Consider the following 22,147-nt stretch of genomic DNA (forward strand, 5'->3'; position numbering starts at 1 on the left):
GCGGAGCGGGGAGAGCGGAGCGGGGAGAGCGGAGCGGGGAGAGCGGAGCGGGGAGAGCGGAGCGGGGAGAGCGGAGCGGGGAGAGCGGAGCGGGGAGAGCGGAGCGGGGAGCGTGATGGGAGGCGGTAGAGCGGGGAGGAGGGCGGGGGCTACAGGGCGGCGAGGGGCGATTGCGGTGGGATGTGGTCGTCGGGGGTGCGGGGAATGTCGTACCTCCTCGCTACGGTGCCCTCGATGAGTACCGCCGTCCCCTCCCAGCTCTCGTTCGACGAGCTCGGCACCCCGTTGCGCGACATCACGTTCGTCGTGTTCGACCTGGAGACGACCGGTGGCAGCGCCGCCGCCGACACGATCACCGAGATCGGCGCGGTCAAGGTGCGGGGCGGGCAGGTGCTCGGCACGTTCTCCACCCTGGTCGACCCCGAGCGCGGGATACCGCCGCAGATCGTCGCCCTGACCGGGATCACCCAGCTCATGGTCACCGGCGCGCCCCGGCTGGCCACCGTGCTGCCCGCGTTCCTGGAGTTCGCCGCCGGGGCCGTGCTGGTCGCGCACAACTCCGGTTTCGACGTCGGCTTCATGAAGGCCGCCTGCGAGCGACACGGCTACCACTGGCCCCGGCCGAGCGTGGTGTGCACGGTCAAGCTCGCCCGCCGGGTGCTGTCCCGCGACGAGGCCCCGAGCTGCCGGCTGTCCGCGCTGGCCGAGCTGTTCCGGGTCGCGACCACCCCCAACCACCGGGCGCTGGTCGACGCGCAGGCCACCGTGGAGGTGCTGCACCACCTGCTGGAGCGGGTCGGCTCGGTCGGCGTGCACTCGCTGGAGGAGCTGCTGGCCTACCTCCCCGAGGTGACGCCCGCGCAGCGCCGCAAGCGGGAACTGGCGTCGCACCTGCCCTCGACGCCCGGCGTGTACCTGTTCCGCGGTCCGTCCGAGGAGGTGCTCTACGTCGGCACGGCTTCGGACCTCCGCAGACGGGTGCGGCAGTACTTCACCGCGTCGGAGGGCCGGCAGCGGGTGCGCGAGATGGTCGCGCTGGCCGTGCGGGTGGACGCGGTCGAGTGCGCGCACTCCCTGGAGGCCGAGGTGCGCGAACTCCGGCTGCTCACCGCGCACAAACCCGCCTACAACCGGCGGTCGAAGAACCAGGGCGGCTGGTGGTGGCTCGCGCTCACCGAGGAGCCGTTCCCGCGCCTCTCCCTGGTCCGCACACCGCGCGCGGGTGCCCTCGGCCCGTTCCGGTCCCGCCGGGTGGCCGAGGCCGCCCAGGAGGCCCTGCTGGACGCCGTGCCGGTGCGGGCGTGCGCGCAGCGGATCTCGGCCCGGAAACCGACCGGCACGCCGTGCGCGCTGTTCGAGATGGGCCGGTGCCGGGCCCCGTGCGCGGGCCGGCAGTCGGTCGAGGAGTACGCCCCCGCCGTGACCGCGCTGCGGGACCTGGTCGCCGGCCGGGACACCGCGCCGCTGCACGGCGTGGCCGCCCACCTGGCCGAGCTGTCCGGCGCGCACCGGTTCGAGGACGCCGCGGCCCACCGCGACCGGCTCTCGACCCTGGTCCGGGCGCTGGACCGGGGCCAGCGGCTGGCCGGCCTCGCGGCGCTGCCCGAACTCGTCGCGGCCCGCCCGGACGGTGCGGGCGGCTGGGAGTTCGCCGTGGTGCGGCACGGCCGGCTGGCGTCCGCCGGCGTGGCCCGCCGGGGTGTGCCGCCGATGTCCGTGGTGGCCGGCCTGGTCGCCGCCGCCGAGACCGTCCTCCCCGACGACGGCCCGCTGCGCGGCGCGCCGCCCGAGGAGACGTCGGTGGTGCTGCGCTGGCTGGACCGGCCGGGTACCCGGCTCGTGCACTGCGACCGGCCGTGGACGTCACCGGCGGCGTCCGCCGGGGCGTGGCGGGCGTGGGTCGAGCTCGCCGAGGCCGGCCGGGACCAGTACCGGATCACGGGCCACTAGCATGTGCACACCCCGACCTTGAACGAGGAGGACGCCGTGATCACCGCGATCGTGTTGATCCAGGCCGCCGCCGAAACCATCCCGGACGCGGCACAGGCGATCGCCGACATCGAAGGCGTCACCGAGGTCTACTCGTGCGCGGGCGATGTCGACCTGATCGCCCTGGTGAAGGTGGCTCGGCACGAGGACCTGGCCGAGCTGGTGCCCGGCCACATCTCCAAGGTGCCCGGCGTGCTCAACACCGACACCCACATCTCCTTCCGCTCCTACTCCAAGCGCGACACCGAGGCCTCCTTCTCCGTGGGCCTCGACGAGAGCTGACCCGGGCGACGCGAAACGGCCCCGCACCCTCCCGGGTGCGGGGCCGTTCGGCTGTCGTCGTCAGTCCTCGGGCTGGGCGGGCCTGCCCGCGAGCTCGTCCGAGGGCTTGTTCTCCCCGGTGAGGGCCGTCTTCGGCTGGCCGGAGTCGTGGCGGGCCCGGCCGAGCGCCGCCGTCTCCTCCGGCGAGTCCGGCGTCATGAAGCTGCCGGGCACCGGGTGACCGGCGGACCCGAGCTTGTTCATCTTCTTCGGCACCGGAGCGCCCTGGTAGGCCAGGGGCAGCGGGTGGCCGTGGTCGTCCACCGGACTGAGGGGCTGGTGGACCTCGATGAACTCGCCGTGCGGCAGGCGCTTGATGATGCCCGTCTCCACGCCGTGCTCCAGCACCTCGCGGTCGGCGCGCTGGAGGCCGATGCACAACCGGTAGGTGAGGAAGTACGCCACCGGCGGGATCACCAGCAGGCCGATGCGGCCCATCCACGTCGTCGCGTTCAACGAGATGTCGAACTTGTACGCGAAGATGTCGTTCGCGCCCATCACCAGCAGCACCATGAAGTACGAGATGGCCATGACGCCGAGCGACGTCCGGACCGGCACGTCGCGCGGGCGCTGGAGCAGGTTGTGGTGCGCGTAGTCCTTGGTCAGCTTGCGCTCGATCCACGGGTAGACCGCCGCGAGGCCGGTCAGCAGCGGCAGGCCGAGGATGAACGGCCAGAACGGTGCCGGGACCGTGTAGTCGCCGAGGTACATCTCCCACGCGGGCCACACGCGGACCAGGCCGTCGGTCCAGCCCATGTACCAGTCGGGCTGCGAGCCCGCCGAGACCTGGGCCGGGTTGTACGGGCCGATGTTCCACACCGGGTTGATCTGGAAGACGCCGCCCATGATGGCCGTGACCGCCACCACGACCGCGAAGAAGCCCCCGCCCTTGGCCGCGAACACCGGCATGATGCGCACGCCGACGACGTTGGTCTCCTTGCGACCGACCCCGGGGAACTGGGTGTGCTTCTGGTACCAGACCAGACCCAGGTGGACCGCGATGAGCGCCAGGATGATGGCCGGGATGAGCAGGATGTGCAGCGTGTAGAGCCGGGGGATGATCTCCGTGCCGGGGAACTCCCCGCCGAAGGCCAGCCAGTTCAGCCAGGTGCCGATCACCGGGATCGAGATCAGCAGGGCCGCCATCACCCGCAGGCCGGTGCCGGAGAGCAGGTCGTCGGGCAGCGAGTAGCCGAGGAAGCCCTCGATCGCGCCCAGCATGAACAGCAGGATGCCGATGACCCAGTTGATCTCCCGGGGCCGGCGGAACGCGCCGGTGAAGAAGATCCGGAACATGTGGATCACGATCGCGCCCATGAACAGCAGTGCGGCCCAGTGGTGGACCTGGCGCACGAACAGGCCGCCGCGCACGTCGAAGGAGATCTGGAGCGTCGACTCGAACGCCCGCGACATCTCCATGTTGTTCATGTTCGTGACGCTGCCGTGGTACAGGACCTCCTCCATGGAGGGGTCGAAGAACAGCGCCAGGTACGTGCCGGACAGCAGCAGGATGATGAAGCTGTACAGCGCGATCTCGCCGAGCAGGAACGACCAGTGGGTCGGGAAGACCTTGTTGATCTGCCGCCGGATGCCACCGGCCATGTGGAACCGGTCGTCAGCCCACTTCGCGGCCCCGCCCGCCACCCTGGCGGCGGCGTTCTGCCGCTTCGTCGGCGTCGTGATGCCGCTCATGACTTACGCTCCCAGAACGCCGGACCCACAGCCTCGATGAAGTCGCCGCGGGCAATCAAGTATCCCTCTTCGTCCACCGTGATCGGAAGCTGGGGAAGGGCGCGGGTCGCCGGACCGAACCGGGGCTTGCCGTAGTGGAAGACGTCGAACTGCGACTGGTGGCACGGGCAGAGCAGCAGGCCGGTCCGCTGCTCGTACAGCGAGGTCGGGCAGCCCAGGTGCGTGCAGATCTTCGAGTAGGCGTAGAAGTCGCCGTAGTTGAAGTCCTCCTGGCCGTCCCGCTTGATGACCTCCTGGCCGGGGCGCAGCCGGATCAGCATGACCGGGTTGTCGGCCCGCTTCATGGCCGCGATCAGGGCTTCTTCGTCGCCGCGCTCCGACTCGCGGAACGGGAACACCGTTTCGAAACCGCCGGCGTCCAGGTCCTCCGGGCGCACCAGCGCGACCTCGTGCATCCGGCCGGTGCTGCGGCGCAGGTAGATCTTCTCGCCGTTCTCGGCCTTCCAGCCGGTGTGCCAGAGGGAGTTCTTGGTCTCGCTGTCCGACCACGGGTTCTTGATCAGGCCGCCGAGCGGCACCGCCAGCACACCGAGGCCGAACACGCCCGCGCCCAGGCCGGCGGTCCGCTTGATGAGCGACCGGCGGCCGAGGGTGGAGCGCGCGCCCGTGTCGGCCAGCTCGGCCAGCACGGTCGCCCGGTCGACCTCCGGGGAGCCGCCGTCGTGGCGCTGCTGGACGGCCAGCTCCTCCGGGATGAACTTCTTCGTGTAGAGCAGCGCGCCCACGCCCAGCGCCAGGATGGACAGACCCAGCGTCGCGCCGATGACCGGCGTGTACAGGCTGTAGATCCAGTGCCCGGGGGTGTTGGGCTCCTCGTACTTCCAGGGCCAGAACAGGAACGCGGCGAGGAAGGCCACACCGGACAGGGCCGCGATGAGGAACCACAGCGCGACGGAGCGCTCGGCGCGCCGCTCGGCGCGGGTGCCCTTGACCGGCCACCGCTCCTCGTAGTGGACGAGCTCGACGCCGTCGAGCTGCGTGCCGAGCCGCACCAGCTCGTCCCGGCTCATCCCGGCGAGTTCGGCCTCGTCGGGCACGTTGTTCGGCTTCTCGCCGCTCATGCCTTGGCTCCGATCCAGAGGGTCACGCCGATCAGGGCGGCGATACCCACGATGAACGCGATCAGACCCTCCGATACCGGCCCGAGGCCGCCGAGGGGGGCTCCGCCGGGGTTGTTGTTCCCGTCGGTCACCGACTTGATGTACGCGATGATGTCCTTCTTCTCCTCCGGCGTGAGCTGCCGGTCGGAGAACTTCGGCATGTTCTGCGGGCCGGTGAGCATCGCCGTGTAGAGCTGCTCCTCCACCACGCCGTCCAGCTCGGGTGCGAACTTGCCGGACGACAGCGCCCCGCCGCGACCGGTGAAGTTGTGGCACGCCGCGCAGTTGAGCCGGAAGAGCTCGCCACCGCGGGCCGGGTCCTCGCCGCGCAGCGCCTCGCCGCGCTCCTCGGGGGTCTGCGGGCCCGCGCCGCGCGACTGGATGAACGCGCCGAGCGCGTCGATCTCCTCCGGCGTGAACACCGGGGGCTTGCGCTGGGCCTGGGCCTCCTGGCGGGCCATCGGCATCCGGCCGGAGGACACCTGGAAGTAGACGGCCGCCTCGCCCACGCCGATCAGGCTCGGGCCCCGGTCCTCGACGCCGTCGAGGTTCTTGCCGTGGCAGGAGATGCAGGTGTTGTTGTAGAGCTGCTCGCCCAGTCGCACCTGGGCCGGGTCGTCCTGCGCCTGCGCGGTCTGCGGCTGCGGCGCGAGCGCGCTGAACAGGAAGCCCGCGGACAGCAGCGCGAAGCCCAGCGCGAGGAGGCCCGAGATCCGCCTGCGCAGCTTGGTGCCGCGCTTCCGGGCCCGTGTGGTGTTGGTGGTCATGTGTGCGGCAACCCTTGCTGGTGTGAGTTCGGGGTTCGTGCTGGTCGTCAGGGCACGATGTAGATGATGGCGAACAAGCCGATCCAGACGACGTCCACGAAGTGCCAGTAGTACGACACGACGATCGCCGAGGTCGCCTGAGCCGGGGTGAACTTGCTCAGCTTCGTGCGGACCAGCAGGTAGCCGAACGCGATCAGACCACCGATCACGTGCAGACCGTGGAAGCCGGTCGTGAGGAAGAAGACGGTGCCGTACGCCGAGCCGGGGATCGTGGTGCCCTCTTCGACGAGGGTCACGTACTCCCCGGCCTGACCGGCCACGAAGATCGCCCCCATGATCAGCGTCACGAGGTACCACCGGCGCAGGCCGAAGACGTCACCGCGCTCCGCGGCGAACACGCCCCACTGGCACGTGAACGACGAGGCCACGAGGATGATCGTGAAGAACAGTGCGTAGGGCACGTTCAGGTGCGTCGGTGCCGGGGGCCAGGGGCCTTCGTTCTGGGCCTTCACCGTGAAGTACATGGCGAAGAGCCCGGCGAAGAACATGAGCTCACTGGACAGCCAGACGATCGTGCCGACGCTGACCATGTTCGGGCGGTTCAGCGAGTGCACGCGCTGGCCGATGGAGGGCGCTGCCGTTGTCACACGACGCATTATTGCTTGCAGGTTTTCGCTCCGCCCATCGGGTCCGGAGCTGTCCGGCGGGTTGTCCAGGTCACACAGGTGGTGAGGTCCTCGTGGGGTTGTTGAGCCGGTTGCGCGAACGCCGGAGGCGGAAGGCCGAACCGGTCCCGGAGGTCGATTCACCCGGCCTGGTCGTGGTCGCCGGGTCCTTCGACTTCGCCGACGCCGACTCGGCGGTGCTCGCAAGATCGACAAATCTCCGCCCCGACGCGCCCGCCGTCCTGCGACACCACCTCACGCTGCCGCCTGACCAGGTAGAACGCGCGCGAGAACTGCTCGCGCAGGACGGTTGGACGCTCACCGGAGGTGCGGTCGCGCACGCCCTGAGGGTCCAGGTCCTGACCGCCCTGTCGTGCGCGCAGGAGCGTTCCAGGATGGCGAGCCTGGCCCAGCGGCTGGGCGGCGACTGGATCGGTTGGGATGCTCTCCAGGTCCCGCAAGGGCCCGCGCAGGCGAGCCCGCTAGCATCAGCCAACCTGGCACCCGACCCGCCGGAGGATCACGCAGATGAGCACGCAGACGACCAGGATCCTGGTGTTCAGCCACCGCCCCGAGGTGCGTGAGACGATCATCACTGCGGTGGGCCGCAGGCCGGCCCCCGACCTGGGCCGGGTGGAGTACGTCGAGTTCGGCGCGATCGCCGACGTCCTGTACGAGATGGACAACGGCAAGGTCGACCTGGCCATCCTCGACGGCGAGGCCCAGCCCACCGGTGGCATGGGCCTGTCCCGCCAGCTCAAGAACGAGATCACCGACTGTCCCCCGATCGTGGTGGCGGTCCGCCGCAAGGACGACCGGTGGCTGGCGACGTGGTCGCAGGCGGACGCGGTGCTGGTGCACCCGCTCGACCCGCTGGCCGCCGCCGAGACCGTCGCCGAGGTGCTGCGCTCGACCTCCACGCCCGTAGTGCGGGGGTGAGCGCGGTGACCGAGCGGAGCTGGCCGTTACTGCTCAACCAGCTCATCGACCGGGTCGACCTGTCCGAGGACGACACGTCGTGGGCGATGGACCAGATCATGTCCGGAGCCGCCACCGCCGCCCAGGTGGGCGGTTTCGCCGTCGCGCTCAGGGCCAAGGGCGAGACCCCCGAGGAGGTCGACGGCCTGGCGAACGCGATGCTCAAGCACGCGCGCCGGTTCACCGTCGAGGGCCGCGCGGCGGACATCGTCGGCACCGGCGGGGACAACTCGCACTCGGTCAACATCTCCACGATGGCCGCCGTCGTCACGGCGGCGGCCGGCGTGCCGATCGTGAAGCACGGCAACCGCGCCGCGAGCTCCCAGTGCGGCACCGCCGACGTTCTGGAAGCCCTCGGCGTGGCGATCGACCTCCCCCCGGCGGGCGTCCAGGCGACGGTCGCCGAGCTCGGCATCGGCTTCTGCTTCGCCCCGGTCTTCCACCCGGCGTTCCGCTACACCCTCGCCCCGCGCCGTGAACTGGGCATTCCCACCTCGTTCAACCTCCTGGGCCCCCTCACCAACCCGGCGCTGCCGAAGGTCGGCCTGATCGGCTGCGCCCGGAAGTCGGCCGCGCCCCTGATCGCGGGCGTGTTCGCGAGGCGGGGCAACACGGCCCTGGTCGTGCGCGGGGACGACGGCCTCGACGAGATCACCACCACCACGACCACCACCGTCTGGGTCGCCCAGGACGGCGTGGTCCGGGAGACCAGGATCGACCCGTCGGTCCTGGAGATCCCCCCGGCCCTGCCCGACGACCTGCGCGGCGGTGACGCGGCGTTCAACGCCGAGGTGGTGCGGGACCTGGTGGGCGGGAAGCCGGGAGCGGTGCGCGACGCGGTCCTGCTGAACGCGGCCGGGGCCATCGCCGCCCACACCGGCCTGGGCGACGACCTGCACGCGGACCTGGCCGGTGCCCTGGGCCGGGCCGCCGCCGCGATCGACACGGGCCGGGCCGCCGACCTGCTGCGCAGGTGGGCGGCCCGCTCGACGGAGCTGAAGGCCGAACTACCGGACGCCTGACCGCGAACGCCCCCGCCATCACCCGATCTGAGGTTTCCACCACCTCTCCACTGCCGGGTGATGGCGGGGGTGGATGCTGTTCCCATGCTCTACACGGTGATGAAACGGGTGGTCGCCCCCACCGCGAAGCTGGTCTGGCGGCCGACGGTCGAGGGCTTGGCGAACATCCCCCGGACGGGCCCGGTGATCCTCGCCCCGAACCACCTGTCGTTCATCGACAGCATCGTGATCCCCGTGGTCGTCCCCCGCCGGGTGTCGTTCCTCGCGAAGGCCGAGTACTTCGAGGGCACCGGCGTCAAGGGAGCCCTCTCCCGGTACTTCTTCGGCGCGCTGGGGCACGTTCCGGTGCGCCGCGGCATCGGGAGGGCCGCCCGCGCCTCCCTGGACACCGCGGCCGAGATCCTGGCCGCCGGCGGAGCCTTCGCGATCTACCCGGAGGGCACCCGCTCCCTGGACGGCCACCTGCACCGCGGCCGGACCGGCGTGGCCAGGATGGCCCTGGAATCCGGTGCCCCGGTCGTCCCGGTGGGCCTGATCGGCACGGACCAGGTCCAGCCGGTGGACGCGAAACTGCCTCGCATCCGGCCCGTGACCATCCGCTTCGGCGAGCCCCTGGACTTCTCCCGGTACGCCGGGATGCACGAGTCCCTGCCCGTCCTGCGCTCGGTCACCGACGAGATCGTCTACCGCATCCTCGACCTGTCCGGCCAGGACTACGTGGACCGCTACCAGGCGGGCTCCACCGACCAGGCGGCCTGACCCGGCCCCCCGACCCCGGAAACGACACGGGGCCGCCTCCCCGAGGGGAGGCGGCCCCGGCACGCTCACGTGCCCGGTCGTACCCGGTCCGGCAGTGCCCGGCCGTGCTCAGTCGTGGTTCGGCCCGGTGTGGTACTCGAACACCAGTCCACCCACCATCACCAGCAGCACGACCACGGCGATCACCAGCAGCCACACGTACCAGAACGCCAGCGCCACGGCGGCCAGCGCCGCCGACGCCGCCAGGCCGATCGGCCAGTACGAACCCGGGCTGAAGAAGCCCAGCTCACCGGCACCGTCGGAGATCTCGGCGTCGGCGTTGTCCTCGGGCCGGACCTCGATCCGCCGGGCGACGAACCGGAAGTACGTGCCCACGATCAGCGCCAACCCACCGGTCAGCGCCAGGGCGACCGTGCCGGTCGGCTCCACGTGGTCGGTGTCGGCCCACGTCCAGTAGCCGTACACCGCGGCCACCAGGAACGAGAACACCATCACCAGGTCGAAAATGCGCGCTTCGATCTTCATCGCAGATCCCTCCTACCGACCGCCGCCGGACGACGCCTCGCGGACGGTCCGATCGGTGTCGAAGGGCTTGGTCGTGACGGCGTAGGGCGTGCAGAGCTCACCGCAGTCCAACTCGGTGAGCGCCTCGGACGCCGTGTACAGCAACCCGGTCTCCGGGTTCTTCTCCGCGCGCAGGTCCATGTACCGGTCGAACACCGCCGGCTCCAGCACGCGGATCTCGAAGTTCATCACCGCGTGGTAGACGCCGCACAGCTCCGCGCACCGGCCGACCAGCGACCCGGTCCGGTCGATCCCGCTGATCTCGAAGGACGCGTCCTGGTTGTTCTTGTGCGGCTGCGGGAAGACGTCCCGCTTGAAGTGGAACTCCGGCACGTAGAACGAGTGGATGACGTCCGTGGACTCCAGGTTGAACAAGATCCGCTTGCCCTGCGGCAGGACCATCAGCGGCACCTCGCCGGACGAACCGACGGTGCTCACCACGGGGTCCTCGCCGTTCACGGGCTGCGCGCCGGGGATCTTGTACTGGGGGTACTTGAACTCCCAGTTCCACTGGAACGCGACCACGTCCACGGTCACGTCGGCGTCGCCGGTCTTGTTCGTGACGAAGTTCTGGGTGATCGCGGTGAAGTAGAACAGCACCGCGACGATCACCGTCGGCACGACGATGAGGACGAGCTCCAGCGGCAGGTTGTAGGCCACCTGGCGGGGCAGTTCCTCGCCCTTCTTGCGGTGGAAGGCCACCGACCAGAGGATCAGGCCCCAGACGATCGCACCGACCGCGAGCGCGGCGACGACCGACCAGGTCCACAGCTCCTGCATGCGGTGCGCCTGCTCCGTCACGCCCACTGGCCAGCCGAAGCGCAACACCTCTTCCGTGGAGCAACCCGTGGCCCCGACGCCGACCAGGCCGACCAGCCCGACGACTTTCGCCAGCCGCGCTGCCCTGGTGCCCTCCTTCAGGCCCACTGCTCGCCGCCTCCTCGTTGAAAGCTCGCAGGCAAGAGCGGACTTCAACCCTTGCCGGATCATGCGGGAGCGTAGCTCAGGCACCGTGTCACCACCCCTCGGGGGCCGCACCCGCACGGTGCAGTTTCGGTCACACGAAGGGGTCCCGGCATACTGGTCACTTCTCCACACCCCACGAAAGGTGCGACGGCGTGTGCGGCCTGGTTGGACTGGTTTGCCCTGGCGAGAACGAAGCGCACCACTCGCGCTCTGCGGTGGCGGCCGCCATGCGCTGCCAGCGGCACCGCGGCCCCGACGAGACGGGTACCTGGCAGGGTGGCGAGGTCGTGTTCGGCTTCAACCGCCTGTCCATCATCGACATCGAGCACTCGCACCAGCCGTTGCACTGGGGGCCGCCGGAACTGCCCGGCCGGTACACCGTCAACTTCAACGGCGAGATCTACAACTACCTGGAGCTGCGGGCCGAGCTGACCAAGCAGTTCGGCGCGGTGTTCGCCACGGACGGTGACACCGAGACAATCGTCGCCGCCTACCACTACTGGGGGCCGGCGGCCGTCGGCAAGCTGCGGGGGATGTTCGCGTTCCTCATCTGGGACTCCGAGCGCAAGGTCGTCTTCGGCGCGCGGGACCCCTTCGGCATCAAGCCGCTGTACTACGCGTCCGGCCCCGGCGGGGTGGCGTTCTCCAGCGAGAAGAAGTCCGTGCTGGAGCTCGCGCCGACCCTGGGCATCCGCCCGGAGCTGGACCGCAAGGCCCTCCAGCACTACCTGATCCTCCAGTACGTGCCCGAGCCGGAGTCGCTGCACGGGCAGGTCCACCGGGTCGAGTCCGGCACCTCGTTCACCGTGCAGCCGGGCGGCCAGGTGGTCGCCGAGCGCTACTTCCCGGCCACCTTCCGGCCGCGCGCGGTGCACGGCGCGGCGGACGAGAACCGGCTGTACGACGAGATCACCGCCGCGCTGCGGGACTCGGTGGCCAAGCACATGCGGGCGGACGTCACGGTCGGCGCGTTCCTGTCCGGCGGCATCGACTCCACCGTCATCGCGGCGCTGGCCAAGGAGCACAACCCGGACCTGATCACCTTCACCACCGGGTTCGAGCGGTCCGGCTACTCCGAGATCGACGTGGCGGCCGAGTCCGCCGCCGCCATCGGCGTCAAGCACGTGGTCCGGGCGGTGACGGCGCAGGAGATGATGGACGCGCTGCCGCTGATCACCTGGTACCTGGACGACCCGGTGGCCGACCCGGCGCTGGTGCCGCTGTGGTTCATCGCCCGCGAGGCGCGCGAGCACGTGAAGGTCGTGCTGTCCGGCGAGGGTGCCGACGAGCTGTTCGGCGGCTACACGATCTACCGCGAGCCGCTGTCGCTGGCCCCGTTCGAGAAGGTGCCGGGCGCGCTGCGCAAGGCCATGGGCCGGGTGTCCACCAAGATCCCGCAGGGCGTGCGCGGCAAGGACCTGCTGCGGCGGGGCGCGCTGACCCTGGAGGAGCGCTACTACGGCAACGCCCGGATCTTCCTGGACGACCAGCTCAAGCAGGTGCTGCGCACCTACGACCCGAACGTGTCGCACCGGGACGTGACCGCCAAGCCGTACCGCGAGTCCCAGCAGTGGGACCCGGTGACCCGGATGCAGCACGTCGACCTGTTCACCTGGCTGCGCGGCGACATCCTGGTCAAGGCCGACAAGATGACCATGGCGAACTCGCTGGAGCTGCGGGTCCCGTTCCTGGACCCCGAGGTGTTCCGGATCGCGTCGCAGGTGCCGTCCGAGCTGAAGCTCACCAAGGAGACGACGAAGCACGCCCTGCGCCGGGCGATCCGCGACATCGTCCCCGCCCACGTGCTCAACCGCCGCAAGCTGGGCTTCCCGGTGCCCATCCGGCACTGGCTGAAGGACGAGATGCACGACTGGGCCGTGGACATCGTCCGCCAGTCGCAGACCGACCAGTACATCGACAAGAACGGCGTGCTGCGGATCATCGAGGAGCACCGCTCCGGCGTGGCCGACAACAGCCGCCGGATCTGGGCGCTGCTCGTGTTCATGCTCTGGCACGGCATCTTCATCGAGGGCCGCCTCCGCCCGGTGGTCCCCGAGCCGCACTACCCCGTCAAGCTCTGACCAGCGCGAACCTCGAAAGCCCCCGGCACCCGCCGGGGGCTTTCCGCTCGTCCACCCGCCGCCCGGACGTGCTCAGCCGGGAACGTCCACGCACTCCCCCGCGCCGGCGCGCTTGGCCACCAGGAGCACCTCGACGTCGGCCACCAACCGCGTCAGGTGCGCTTTGCTGCGCTCCAGCGAGCCGATCCGCCGCTCCACCGCCGACAACTCGTCGTTGAGCATCTCCAGCAGCGGGACGCACCTGGCCTCGTCCTCCGGCAACTCGATCTCCTCGCCGAACGCGTGCGCCAGCACCAACCGCACCAGCCGCACGTTCAGCCCGGACGCGATCAGGCAGCGGACGCTGCGCACCCGCTCCACATCGGACTCGTCGTACACGCGGTAGCGCGATTCCGTGCGCCGGGGCCGCACCAACCCGTGCTGGTCGTAGTAGCGCAGCATCCGCACGGTCGCCCCGGTCCGCTCGCTCAACTCGCCGATCCGCACCCGCCACCTCCACGTCGGTCCCGGCCCACGGGTATTCCCGAACCCGGGCAGAAGAGCCCTCGATCACCGAAGCTTGACCCTGACGTCAGTGTCACACTTTAGCGTCGTCCGCGTGATCGCTCTCGTCCTGATGTTGTGCGCGTTCGCCGTCGGAACCTCCGAGTTCATCGTCGTCGGCGTGCTGCCCGAGGTCGCCGCGGACCTCGACGTGACCCTGCCCACCGCGGGCCTGCTGGTCACCGCGTACGCGGTGTCCGTCGCGGTCGGCGGTCCCGTCCTCACCGTCCTGACCGGCCGCCTGCCGCGCCGGTCCCTGCTGATCGCCGTCATGGTGCTCGCGCTGCTGGCCACCTCGGCCTGCGCCCTGGCCGGCGACTACACCACCCTGATGGCCGCCCGCATGGTCGCGGCGCTGGCCCAGGGCCTGTTCTTCGCCGTCGCCTCCCAGATCGCGGTGGCCGCCGTGCCGCCGGAGAAGCAGACCGCCGCCATCGCCAAGGTGGTCAACGGCGTGGCGCTGTCCACCGTCCTCGGCATCCCGGTCGGCACCCTGGTCGGCCAGAACCACGGCTGGCGCGCGTCGTTCGCGCTGGTCGCCGCCCTGACCCTGGTCGGTCTGATCGGCGTCGTCCTGGGCGCGCCGAAGGTGGCGCACGAACCGGACGCGGGCGTGCGGGCCGGCCTGTTCGCGTTCGGCAAGCGGACCGTGCTGCTGGGTCTGCTGACCACCGTGCTGTCGTTCACCGGCATGATCACCGCGTTCACCTACCTGGCACCCGCGCTGCGCGACGTCACGGGCTTCAGCCCGGCGTGGGTGACCGGGGTGCTGCTGGTCTACGGCCTCGGGACGATGGTCGGCAGCACGATCGCCGGCCGGGTCCCACCGGGCTCCACCGCGAAGGTCCTGCCGATCCCGCTCGCCGCCCTGACCGTGCTCCTGCTGGCCCAGGGCTTCCTGCTGGAGACCGCGGTGACGGCGGTGGTCGCGGTGTTCGTGCTGGGCGCGACGGCGTTCGCCTCCGGTCCCCTGCTGCACACGTTCCTGATGAGCCAGGCCGGCTCGGCGGCGGGTCTGGTCGCCTCGGTGAACATCTCGGCGTTCAACGTGGCCGCCGCGCTCGGCCCGATGCTCGGCGGGGCCGTCATCGCGGGCGGCTTCGGCTTCCAGTGGATCGCCGCGGTGGGTGCGGTCCCGACCGTCCTGGGCGTGCTCGTGGCCCTGGTCGTCGCGAGGCTGGTGCGTCGAGGGGCCGCACCCGCCACCGAACCGTCCGGTACCGCCCACGCACCCGCGTGACCAGGGACAACCCCCGCCGGGCGACTACCGCCCGGTAGGGGTGTCCGCAGGGGCGGTGTCCGCATAACGTCGCGGGCGTGAGGAACACCGAAGCGGACACCCTGGACGAGTTGATCGACGACTGCACCGCCATGCCCGCGGAGCTGCGCGGCCGGGCCGACACCCCGCCCGAGCCCCGGCCCGCCACCCCGTGGCAGGTCACCGACGACTGCGTGGCCCAGGTCGCCGGCCTCGACACCTACGTCTGACCGACGACCCGCCGGCTCCACGCGCACCGGACGACGCGAACGGCCCCCGCCGGAGCGGGGGCCGTTCGCGGTCTGGCCGAGAACCCGGGTGGACGACTCAGTGGAAGGAGTCGCCGCAGGCGCACGAGCCGCCCGCGTTCGGGTTGTCGATCGTGAAGCCCTGCTTCTCGATCGTGTCCACGAAGTCGATCACCGCGCCCTCGACGTACGGGGCGCTCATGCGGTCCACGGCGACCTTGAGCCCGCCGAAGTCCCGCAGGGCGTCACCGTCGAGCGTGCGCTCGTCGAAGAACAACTGGTAGCGCAGACCCGCACAGCCGCCGGGCTGGACGGCGATGCGCAGGTGCATGTCGTCGCGCCCCTCCTGGTCGAGCAGCGCCTTGGCCTTCACGGCCGCCGGGTCGGTCAGCGTCACGCCGTGGGTGGGCGGTGCTTCAGGAGTCGGGGTGACTGCGTCCTGAGCGGTCGTCATAGCTCTCCCTCGGAGGTCCTTTGCGGGCATCTGTTCCCTGGAAACACGGGCGGTACCCGCTTTGTTCCTTACCTCATGGTCGCACAGTCGTCAGGAGCGGGAGTGTGACCACTGCCTCGCCACGTGGGCGGCGAGCGCCGACAGGGTGCCCGCCGGGTCGCCCAGGGACCTCGTCGCGGACCCGGCGTGCTCGCTGACCGAGTACGACTCCCGCACCCCCGCCGCACCGGCCTCGCGCCGCCCCACCGTCACCTGACCGGCCAGGACCAGGCAGGGGATGCCCCGCTCGGCGGCCCCGCCCGCCACCGCCGTGACCAGCTTCCCGCGCAACGACTGCCAGTCGAAACTGCCCTCGCCGGACACCGCGAGATCGGCGGCGTCCAGCGCCTGGTCCAGCCGCGTCAGCGACCGGACCAGCCCGGCCCCCGACACCACCGAGGCACCCAGCGCCAGCAGCGCCGCACCCAGCCCGCCCGCCGCACCCGCGCCGGGCAGGTCCCGCACCGGCTCCAGCGCGGCCATCGAGGCCAACCGCGCCTCCAGCCGCCGGACGACCTCCGGCGAGGCACCCTTCTGCGGTCCGAACGTCGCAGCCGCCCCGTGCGGGCCCAGCAGCGGGTTCTGCACGTCCGAGGCGGCGACGAGCCGAGCGGAGACCGACGACACCGCGGACAGCAACCCAGCGCCGCCATCCGTCGTCGCGGACCCGCCCAGCCCCACGACGATCGTGTGACACCCGGCACCGTCCGCAGCCGCGACCAGCTCACCCACGCCGCGCGTCGAGGCGGTCTCCACGGACGACGCCCGTTCGTCGGCGGGGATCAGGTGCAGGCCGCAGGCCGTCGCGGACTCGACGTAGGCGGTTCCGTCCCCGCTCACCAGCCACCGCGCCTCGACCTCCTCCCCCCGAGGTCCCGACACGACGGACGTGCGCACCTCACCGCCCAGCGCGCCGTGCAGCACGTCGACGAACCCCGGCCCGCCATCCGCCAGGGGTCGGAGCAGCAGGTCGTCACCGGGAGCCGCCGACCGCCACCCGGAGGCGATCGCGTCGGCGGCTTCCCGAGCTGTCAAGGTCCCGCCGAAGCAGTCCGGAGCGATCACCACGCGCACCTCGCGAAGGGTACGTAACCCCCCACAGCGCCCATCTCCTACTCTTGGGGAGTGAGGTTCCTGCGCCGCAACGCCGACGAAGCCGTCCCGACCGCCGAAGAGACGCCGGCGGAGGTGACGTCCGCCGACCCGGCGCGCACCCCGGCGAAGGGCAAACCCACCCCGAAGCGCCGAGAGGCCCAGAACAAGCGCAGGGGCCCGGTCCCGCCCCCGCCCCGCACGCAGCGCGAGGCACTCAAGCGGATGCGCGGCAACAAGCAGAGCAAGGAAGAGCGCCGCGCGGCCTCCGTCGAGCGCCGCCAGCGCATGATGGCCGGCGAGGACAAGTACCTGCTCCCCCGCGACCGGGGGCCGGTCAAGGCCTACATCCGCGACGTCGTCGACTCCCGCCGCAACCTCATGGGCCTGTTCATGCCCCTGGCGATCCTGGTCTTCGTCGCCCTGCTGGTACCGCAGCCGGCGGTGCAGCAGTACGCCACCCTCCTCACGACGTTCATGCTGTTGGCGATGGTCGTCGAAGGCGTGGTCCTCGGCCGCGTGGTCGCCAAGCGCGTCCGGGCGAAGTTCCCGGAGGACACCACCCGGGGCCTGTCCATCGGCTGGTACTCCTTCATCCGGGCCAGCCAGCTCCGCCGCCTGCGCGTCCCCAAGCCCCGCGTGACCTACGGCACGAAGGTCTGACCAGCTCCACCCCACCGGTCCAGCCGACGCACCCCGTCCCGGGCTGGGCGGCACGGAGTTCCGACCCCTCGGCCGCAGCGGTCTGACCACCAGCGAGACCTCGCACGGCAACCGGCTCACCCTGAACGGGGCTGTGCTCTCCGTTCGGAGGTCACGACGGTGACCGGCCCAGTAACGTCGAACTCCCGCACGCACACGTGGGAGTGGCCGATGGGCACAGCGGAGCAAGGCGCGGACAACCGGGTGATCGCCGACACGGTGACCGGTCCTGTCGTGATGGCCTACAACATCCACGGCGGCGTCCATTACAAGGCCCCCTCGGCTGCGGGACGGGCGGGCAAGGTCGCGGCCGACGCAGGGGTCACGCTCCTCCTCGTCGTCCTCTGCGCGGCCGGCGTGAAGCAAGGGCTCGACGACACCCGGTACGACCTGGACGACCCCGTGTTCACGTCCACGCCGGACGTGTGCGGCGTACTCAGGGCCACCCCCGGGTTGGAGCGGTGGTTTCCAGGTGCCGAGGAACGCAGCCCCTTGGACAGAGGGCCGGGCACGAGATCCTGCTCGTGGTTCCGCCCCGAACGGAGCGACTTTCTCCACGTGAGGGTCACCCTGACCGTCGACGCACGGGCCGCCGCCGAGCACATGGGACCGCTACGGGCCACCACGGACCGCTGGAGCGCCGAACCGGGCCTCGGCGACGAGGCGTTGACGGACCTCCCGGCGTCGACGGGTGGCAAGCAGGAGTTGCGGACGGTGGTCTTCCGGGTGCGCAACGCCGAGGTCCAGGTCAACCACAGTCGGCACGACGGCGAGAGAGGTCCGGGACTCGTCGACCGCGCGCTCGTCATGGAAAGCGCCTTTGCGATCGAAGCACAGCTTCTCGATCCTTGAACCCGGACAGTTCATGAGCCACCCGAATGATCCGGTACCAGGCTGAGTCGCATGGAGTTCCGACGCCCGGCCGCAGCGGCCCGACCATCAGCGGAGACCTCGCACGGCAACTGGCTCACCCACGGCTCGCAGGTCGAGGACCAGACGCTCAGCCAGAGCCTCGAATCCCGCTTTCCGCTCCCCTCTGAGATTGCCGGGGCTGCACGTGCCGACCGGCTCCGTCGGCGACTTCCGCCACCTGTGCAACCCGGGGCCGGCACCAAGTCACACGGCTGGTGGTTCGTCGATGAAAGCCCGGCGGAAGAACTGGTCGGTGGCGAAGGTCCGGACGCACAAACCGCCTTCGAAGCCCTTCGACGAGAGGGCTATCCGCGTCCGGGGATGCCCTTCGTGTCGATGCACGTCGAGATGAAGCCGGCCGTGCGAATGATCAAAAACGATATCCGCCACGCCACACTGGTGATCGACAATGTGCCGTGCGGGCTCATCCTCGGTTGTGAAAAACTGCTCGGCGTCGTGCTACCCACCGGCTTCTCGCTCACCGTGCACGGTACCGACGGGTATCGGCGGACCTTCACCGGAGGACAGGAACCACCGTGGTGACGTTGCAGGCGATCTACGACCAGTCAACCGCGGAGAACCCGTTCCTGATCCGCACTCAGGAAGACATGGACGAGTTGGTGGAGCGGGTGCGCACCGCGTCCGCCGGCCACCCCTGCCCCACCATCGTCGAGATCACCAACGCCGAGAATCCGTTCAGGTCCCCCGTCGTCAACGCGGGCATCGGCGCGGACCGGGGCTTCGTCCACGAGAACTGGCACCCCCAGCGCGCCACGCAGGGCGACCCGGACGCGACCGGCGTCGTCGTGTACGACGTGCAGGGGAACGCCGCCGACATCCCCGCCATCCGGGAAGTCCCCCTCCACGTCGTCCGCGAAGTCCTCGCCGCCCACCTCGCAGGCAACGGCCAGGCCCCCGAGGACTCTCCCGACCTGCACATCGTTAGCTAGCCGAAGCACCCGGTACTAGGCTGGGTCGCATGGAGTTCCGACGTCTCGGCCGCAGCGGCCTGAACATCAGCGAGATCTCGTACGGCAACTGGCTCACCCACGGCTCGCAGGTCGAGGAAGACCAGGCCACCGCCTGCGTCCGGGCCGCGCTCGACGCCGGCATCACCACCTTCGACACCGCCGACGTGTACGCCAACACGAAGGCCGAGGAGGTGCTCGGCCGCGCCCTGGACGGTGAGCGCCGCGAGTCCGTCGAGATCTTCACCAAGGTCTTCTGGCCCACCGGCCCCGGCGGTCCCAACGACAAGGGGCTCGGTCGCAAGCACATCCACGAGTCGATCAACGGTTCGCTGAAGCGGCTCAAGACCGACTACGTCGACCTCTACCAGGCGCACCGCTTCGACCGCACGGTCCCGCTGGAGGAGACCATGCAGGCCTTCGCGGACGTCGTCCGCCAGGGCAAGGCCCTCTACATCGGGGTCTCGGAGTGGAACGCCGAGCAGATCGCCCGGGGCGCGGCGCTCGCCCGCGAGCTCAACGTGCCCTTCATCTCCAACCAGCCCCAGTACTCGATGCTGTGGCGGGTCATCGAACCGCAGGTCGTCCCGACCTCCGAGCGCGAGGGCATCAGCCAGATCGTCTGGTCCCCGATCGCCCAGGGCGTGCTCACCGGCAAGTACCTGCCCGGTCAGCCCGTCCCCGCCGGCTCCCGCGCGACCGACGAGAACGGCTCGAAGTTCATCGGCCGCCTGCTGCGCGACGAGGTCCTGGAGAAGGTCCAGAACCTGAAGCCGCTCGCCGAGGAGGCCGGGCTGTCCCTCGCCCAGCTCGCCGTCGCGTGGGTGCTCCAGAACCCGAACGTGGCCTCGGCCATCATCGGCGCTTCCCGCCCCGAGCAGGTGACCGAGAACGTCAAGGCCGCCGGCGTGAAGCTCGACGCCGGACTGCTGGAGAAGATCGACGAGGTCCTGGACGGCGTCGTCGAGACGGACCCCCGCCACACCGTCACCCCGTGACCTGACGAAGGCCCCCGCCGAGCGGGGGCCTTCCTCCTGCTCCACCGCACGGCCTGCTCCACCGCACGCCGGCATCACCGCACGGCAGGCATCACTTCACGGGCGACAACGACATCGGCCCGTACACCTCGGATTCGCTGCGCAGCAGCGTCACCTGGGCGACCCCGAGCGCGGCCAGCGATTCCCACGAGGCGTTGAACCAGTCCTCGGCCTCGCCCTGGCCCGAGAATTCCACAGCCGGTCCGTCGAGCTCCCGGCCCTGCTCGTCCTGGTACCGCCAGCGGTACTCCACGACGGCCTCCCGTGCTGTATTCCAGGTAACGTCTCCTGGTCAGGCTATGTCTTCCCAACCCGGATGGAGTGCGGTGTGACGCGTCGGACACTGGTCCTGGGCGGCGCGCGATCAGGCAAGTCGGCCCACGCCGAGGGCCTGGTCACGGATGACGTCGTCACCTACGTGGCGACCGCCCGCCGCTACCCCGACGACGTGGACTGGTCGCTGCGCATCGCGCAGCACGTGGCCCGCCGCCCCACCACGTGGCACACCGTCGAGGCCCCGGCCCCGGGCGACCTGGTCGCGCTGCTCACCGCCACCGCCGAGAGCGACCCGCCGATCCTGGTGGACGACCTGGCGACGTGGCTGGCCGGCGCGCTGGACGACGCGGGCGCGTGGGAGGGGCACGGCATCGCCGAGGTCGAGCAGCGGTGCCGGCAGCTCGTGGACGCAGTGTCCCAGACCCGCGCCCGACTGGTCCTGGTCTCGGCGGAAGTCGGGCTGGGGGTGGTGCCCGGCACGCATTCTGGCAGGCTCTTCCGGGATCACCTCGGTTCGCTCAACGCGCGGCTGGCCGAGGTCTGCGACGAGGTGCTGCTGGTCGTCGCCGGAATCCCACTGCGACTGCGCGAAGCCGGAGGTACTCGGTGACCATCGTGTTCCCGCCCGTCGACCCGCCGAACGAGGGCACCCGCCGCGAGGCCGTCGCCCGGCACGGGGTGCTGACGAAACCCGCCGGCTCGCTGGGCAAGCTGGAGGAGCTGGGCGTCTGGGTGGCCGCGTGCCAGGGCGCGTGCCCGCCGCGACCGTTCACCCGGCCGCGGGTGATCGTCTTCGCGGGCGATCACGGCGTCGCCCGGCACGGCGTGTCCGCCTACCCGAGCGAGGTCACCGGTCAGATGGTGGCGAACTTCCTGGCCGGTGGCGCGGCGGTGAACGTGCTGGCCACGGTCGCCGGCGCGACCGTCCGGGTGGTCGACGTGGCGGTCGACTCGGACACCTCCGTGGGCGACTCCAAAGTCCGTCGCGGCTCGGGGTCGATCGACCGCGAGGACGCGCTGACCCGCGAGGAGGCCGAGCAGGCGATCGAGCTCGGTCGCAGGCTGGTGGACGACGAGGTCGACGGCGGTGCGGACATCCTGATCGCCGGCGACATGGGGATCGGCAACACCACCCCGTCCGCCGTGCTGATCGCCGCCCTCACCGGGTCCGAGCCGGTGGCCGTGGTCGGCCGGGGCACGGGCGTGGACGACCGGGGGTGGATGCGCAAGACCGCCGCGATCCGGGACGCGCTGCGCCGCGCCCGCCCGGTGATCAGCGACCCCGTGCGACTGCTCGCCACCGCCTCCGGCGCGGACATCGCCGCCATCGCGGGCTTCCTGGCCCAGGCGGCGGTGCGCCGCACCCCGGTGATCCTGGACGGGGTCGTCGTCGGGGCGGCGGCGATCGTCGCCGAGGAGCTCGCCCCCGGTGCCCGTGAGTGGTGGGTGGCCGGGCACAAGTCGGCGGAGCCCGCGCACGCCCTGGCGCTCAACCACCTCGGCCTGGAGCCGCTGCTCGACTTCGACCTCCGGCTCGGCGAGGGCACCGGCGCGGTCGCCGCGCTCCCGCTGGTCGCGATGGCGACGAAGGTCCTCGCGGAGATGGCGACCTTCGACGGCGCGGGCGTGTCCGGGCCGGCCTGATGGACGGCCC

The 22,147-nt window shown here is 70.9% G+C and carries 25 protein-coding genes and 1 pseudogene; 16 read left to right on the top strand and 10 right to left on the bottom strand.

Translation table 11 applies throughout. The features are described 5' to 3' along the window. Window positions 1–234 precede the first annotated feature (234 nt). Window positions 235–1,950 carry a DEDD exonuclease domain-containing protein gene (locus tag AB0G01_RS09430; protein ID WP_360941738.1) on the top strand — a complete coding sequence of 572 codons (1,716 nt, stop codon included), beginning with the start codon at window positions 235–237 and terminating at the stop codon, window positions 1,948–1,950. Between the two features lie 36 nt (window positions 1,951–1,986). Then, window positions 1,987–2,271 carry an Lrp/AsnC ligand binding domain-containing protein gene (locus AB0G01_RS09435; RefSeq protein WP_360941741.1) on the top strand — a complete coding sequence of 95 codons (285 nt, stop codon included), beginning with the start codon at window positions 1,987–1,989 and terminating at the stop codon, window positions 2,269–2,271. A gap of 60 nt (window positions 2,272–2,331) precedes the next feature. Here the strand turns inward: AB0G01_RS09435 and AB0G01_RS09440 are convergent, their stop codons facing one another. Genes AB0G01_RS09440 through AB0G01_RS09455 form a run of 4 tightly spaced genes read right to left on the bottom strand, consistent with a single transcriptional unit; the run spans window position 2,332 to window position 6,585 of the window. Beyond that, complete coding sequence (locus AB0G01_RS09440) at window positions 2,332–4,002, bottom strand: cytochrome bc complex cytochrome b subunit (protein ID WP_360941744.1); 1,671 nt, start codon at window positions 4,000–4,002, stop codon at window positions 2,332–2,334. Continuing rightward, on the bottom strand, window positions 3,999–5,123 hold the full coding sequence (locus AB0G01_RS09445; protein WP_360941747.1) for a ubiquinol-cytochrome c reductase iron-sulfur subunit: 1,125 nt from the start codon (window positions 5,121–5,123) through the stop codon (window positions 3,999–4,001). The genes AB0G01_RS09440 and AB0G01_RS09445 overlap by 4 nt, the downstream gene beginning before the upstream one ends. Then, window positions 5,120–5,929 carry a cytochrome c gene (locus AB0G01_RS09450; protein ID WP_360941750.1) on the bottom strand — a complete coding sequence of 270 codons (810 nt, stop codon included), beginning with the start codon at window positions 5,927–5,929 and terminating at the stop codon, window positions 5,120–5,122. The genes AB0G01_RS09445 and AB0G01_RS09450 overlap by 4 nt, the downstream gene beginning before the upstream one ends. Window positions 5,930–5,976: 47 nt before the next feature. Continuing rightward, window positions 5,977–6,585, bottom strand: a complete 609-nt coding sequence (locus AB0G01_RS09455) for a heme-copper oxidase subunit III (RefSeq protein WP_360941753.1) — start codon at window positions 6,583–6,585, stop codon at window positions 5,977–5,979. Between the two features lie 83 nt (window positions 6,586–6,668). Here AB0G01_RS09455 and AB0G01_RS09460 point away from each other — a divergent pair. The 4 genes and pseudogenes from AB0G01_RS09460 to AB0G01_RS09475 all read left to right on the top strand — a co-directional run. Further along, a pseudogene (locus AB0G01_RS09460) lies at window positions 6,669–7,064 on the top strand (hypothetical protein); the annotation flags it as partial. A 58-nt stretch (window positions 7,065–7,122) separates the two neighbouring features. Continuing rightward, the gene (locus AB0G01_RS09465; RefSeq protein ID WP_360941756.1) at window positions 7,123–7,533 is read left to right on the top strand and encodes a hypothetical protein; all 411 of its coding nucleotides are present in this window, start codon (window positions 7,123–7,125) and stop codon (window positions 7,531–7,533) included. Between the two features lie 5 nt (window positions 7,534–7,538). Then, entirely contained in the window at window positions 7,539–8,594 is a 1,056-nt protein-coding gene (trpD, locus tag AB0G01_RS09470; RefSeq protein ID WP_360941759.1) for an anthranilate phosphoribosyltransferase, read from the top strand. Window positions 8,595–8,678: 84 nt separating this feature from the next. Next, entirely contained in the window at window positions 8,679–9,353 is a 675-nt protein-coding gene (locus AB0G01_RS09475) for a lysophospholipid acyltransferase family protein (protein ID WP_360941762.1), read from the top strand. Between the two features lie 108 nt (window positions 9,354–9,461). Here AB0G01_RS09475 and AB0G01_RS09480 read toward each other — a convergent pair whose 3' ends face one another. Beyond that, a complete protein-coding gene (locus AB0G01_RS09480) occupies window positions 9,462–9,878 on the bottom strand; it encodes a cytochrome c oxidase subunit 4 (RefSeq protein ID WP_360941765.1) in 417 nt (138 codons plus the stop codon). A gap of 12 nt (window positions 9,879–9,890) precedes the next feature. After that, window positions 9,891–10,844, bottom strand: a complete 954-nt coding sequence (locus AB0G01_RS09485; RefSeq protein ID WP_360941768.1) for a cytochrome c oxidase subunit II — start codon at window positions 10,842–10,844, stop codon at window positions 9,891–9,893. 191 nt (window positions 10,845–11,035) lie between these two features. Here AB0G01_RS09485 and asnB point away from each other — a divergent pair, with 191 nt between their 5' ends. Further along, entirely contained in the window at window positions 11,036–12,964 is a 1,929-nt protein-coding gene (gene asnB / locus AB0G01_RS09490) for an asparagine synthase (glutamine-hydrolyzing) (protein ID WP_360941771.1), read from the top strand. Window positions 12,965–13,036: 72 nt separating this feature from the next. Here the strand turns inward: asnB and AB0G01_RS09495 are convergent, their stop codons facing one another. Further along, window positions 13,037–13,450: a MerR family transcriptional regulator gene (locus AB0G01_RS09495; protein ID WP_360941774.1), complete on the bottom strand. Its 414-nt coding sequence runs from the start codon at window positions 13,448–13,450 to the stop codon at window positions 13,037–13,039. A 112-nt stretch (window positions 13,451–13,562) separates the two neighbouring features. On the opposite strand from AB0G01_RS09495, the gene AB0G01_RS09500 reads away from it, so the two are divergent. After that, window positions 13,563–14,747: an MFS transporter gene (locus AB0G01_RS09500; RefSeq protein ID WP_360941780.1), complete on the top strand. Its 1,185-nt coding sequence runs from the start codon at window positions 13,563–13,565 to the stop codon at window positions 14,745–14,747. 77 nt (window positions 14,748–14,824) lie between these two features. After that, the gene (locus AB0G01_RS09505; RefSeq protein WP_360941783.1) at window positions 14,825–14,995 is read left to right on the top strand and encodes a hypothetical protein; all 171 of its coding nucleotides are present in this window, start codon (window positions 14,825–14,827) and stop codon (window positions 14,993–14,995) included. Between the two features lie 97 nt (window positions 14,996–15,092). Here AB0G01_RS09505 and AB0G01_RS09510 read toward each other — a convergent pair whose 3' ends face one another. Together AB0G01_RS09510 and AB0G01_RS09515 are read right to left on the bottom strand one after the other, a co-directional pair. Beyond that, a complete protein-coding gene (locus tag AB0G01_RS09510) occupies window positions 15,093–15,467 on the bottom strand; it encodes an iron-sulfur cluster assembly accessory protein (protein WP_360941786.1) in 375 nt (124 codons plus the stop codon). A gap of 90 nt (window positions 15,468–15,557) precedes the next feature. Beyond that, a complete protein-coding gene (locus tag AB0G01_RS09515; RefSeq protein WP_360941789.1) occupies window positions 15,558–16,580 on the bottom strand; it encodes a glycerate kinase in 1,023 nt (340 codons plus the stop codon). Window positions 16,581–16,631: 51 nt separating this feature from the next. On the opposite strand from AB0G01_RS09515, the gene AB0G01_RS09520 reads away from it, so the two are divergent. The 5 genes from AB0G01_RS09520 to AB0G01_RS09540 all read left to right on the top strand — a co-directional run bounded on the left by AB0G01_RS09520 (window position 16,632) and on the right by AB0G01_RS09540 (window position 20,178). Beyond that, window positions 16,632–17,261: a DUF3043 domain-containing protein gene (locus tag AB0G01_RS09520; RefSeq protein ID WP_360941792.1), complete on the top strand. Its 630-nt coding sequence runs from the start codon at window positions 16,632–16,634 to the stop codon at window positions 17,259–17,261. A gap of 243 nt (window positions 17,262–17,504) precedes the next feature. Next, on the top strand, window positions 17,505–18,152 hold the full coding sequence (locus AB0G01_RS09525) for a hypothetical protein (RefSeq protein WP_360941795.1): 648 nt from the start codon (window positions 17,505–17,507) through the stop codon (window positions 18,150–18,152). A 51-nt stretch (window positions 18,153–18,203) separates the two neighbouring features. After that, on the top strand, window positions 18,204–18,755 hold the full coding sequence (locus AB0G01_RS09530) for a DddA-like double-stranded DNA deaminase toxin (RefSeq protein WP_360941798.1): 552 nt from the start codon (window positions 18,204–18,206) through the stop codon (window positions 18,753–18,755). After that, window positions 18,749–19,162 (top strand): Imm1 family immunity protein, encoded by a 414-nt coding sequence (locus AB0G01_RS09535; protein ID WP_360941801.1) that lies wholly within the window; start codon window positions 18,749–18,751, stop codon window positions 19,160–19,162. Before AB0G01_RS09530 ends, AB0G01_RS09535 begins: the two co-directional genes overlap by 7 nt. A 29-nt stretch (window positions 19,163–19,191) precedes the next feature. Then, complete coding sequence (locus tag AB0G01_RS09540) at window positions 19,192–20,178, top strand: aldo/keto reductase family protein (RefSeq protein ID WP_360941804.1); 987 nt, start codon at window positions 19,192–19,194, stop codon at window positions 20,176–20,178. 91 nt (window positions 20,179–20,269) lie between these two features. On the opposite strand, the gene AB0G01_RS09545 is transcribed toward AB0G01_RS09540, so the two are convergent. Next, on the bottom strand, window positions 20,270–20,470 hold the full coding sequence (locus AB0G01_RS09545; RefSeq protein ID WP_360941807.1) for a hypothetical protein: 201 nt from the start codon (window positions 20,468–20,470) through the stop codon (window positions 20,270–20,272). Window positions 20,471–20,545: 75 nt separating this feature from the next. Here AB0G01_RS09545 and cobU point away from each other — a divergent pair, with 75 nt between their 5' ends. After that, the gene (gene cobU, locus AB0G01_RS09550; RefSeq protein ID WP_360941810.1) at window positions 20,546–21,103 is read left to right on the top strand and encodes a bifunctional adenosylcobinamide kinase/adenosylcobinamide-phosphate guanylyltransferase; all 558 of its coding nucleotides are present in this window, start codon (window positions 20,546–20,548) and stop codon (window positions 21,101–21,103) included. Then, window positions 21,100–22,137 carry a nicotinate-nucleotide--dimethylbenzimidazole phosphoribosyltransferase gene (cobT, locus tag AB0G01_RS09555; RefSeq protein ID WP_360941813.1) on the top strand — a complete coding sequence of 346 codons (1,038 nt, stop codon included), beginning with the start codon at window positions 21,100–21,102 and terminating at the stop codon, window positions 22,135–22,137. The genes cobU and cobT overlap by 4 nt, the downstream gene beginning before the upstream one ends. The last annotated feature ends 10 nt before the right edge of the window (window positions 22,138–22,147 follow it).

Source organism: Actinosynnema sp. NPDC023587 (genome assembly GCF_040640215.1).
Taxonomy (GTDB): domain Bacteria; phylum Actinomycetota; class Actinomycetes; order Mycobacteriales; family Pseudonocardiaceae; genus Actinosynnema.

Bases quoted from the DNA above. Each gene is read 5' to 3' on its own strand.
- AB0G01_RS09440 (WP_360941744.1), bottom strand. From the start codon at position 4,002: ATGAGCGGCATCACGACGCCGACGAAGCGGCAGAACGCCGCCGCCAGG.
- AB0G01_RS09465 (WP_360941756.1), top strand. From the start codon at position 7,123: ATGAGCACGCAGACGACCAGGATCCTGGTGTTCAGCCACCGCCCCGAG.
- AB0G01_RS09510 (WP_360941786.1), bottom strand. From the start codon at position 15,467: ATGACGACCGCTCAGGACGCAGTCACCCCGACTCCTGAAGCACCGCCC.
- AB0G01_RS09475 (WP_360941762.1), top strand. From the start codon at position 8,679: ATGCTCTACACGGTGATGAAACGGGTGGTCGCCCCCACCGCGAAGCTG.
- AB0G01_RS09530 (WP_360941798.1), top strand. From the start codon at position 18,204: ATGGAGTTCCGACGCCCGGCCGCAGCGGCCCGACCATCAGCGGAGACC.
- AB0G01_RS09430 (WP_360941738.1), top strand. From the start codon at position 235: ATGAGTACCGCCGTCCCCTCCCAGCTCTCGTTCGACGAGCTCGGCACC.
- AB0G01_RS09445 (WP_360941747.1), bottom strand. From the start codon at position 5,123: ATGAGCGGCGAGAAGCCGAACAACGTGCCCGACGAGGCCGAACTCGCC.
- AB0G01_RS09540 (WP_360941804.1), top strand. From the start codon at position 19,192: ATGGAGTTCCGACGTCTCGGCCGCAGCGGCCTGAACATCAGCGAGATC.
- AB0G01_RS09455 (WP_360941753.1), bottom strand. From the start codon at position 6,585: ATGCGTCGTGTGACAACGGCAGCGCCCTCCATCGGCCAGCGCGTGCAC.
- AB0G01_RS09480 (WP_360941765.1), bottom strand. From the start codon at position 9,878: ATGAAGATCGAAGCGCGCATTTTCGACCTGGTGATGGTGTTCTCGTTC.
- AB0G01_RS09450 (WP_360941750.1), bottom strand. From the start codon at position 5,929: ATGACCACCAACACCACACGGGCCCGGAAGCGCGGCACCAAGCTGCGC.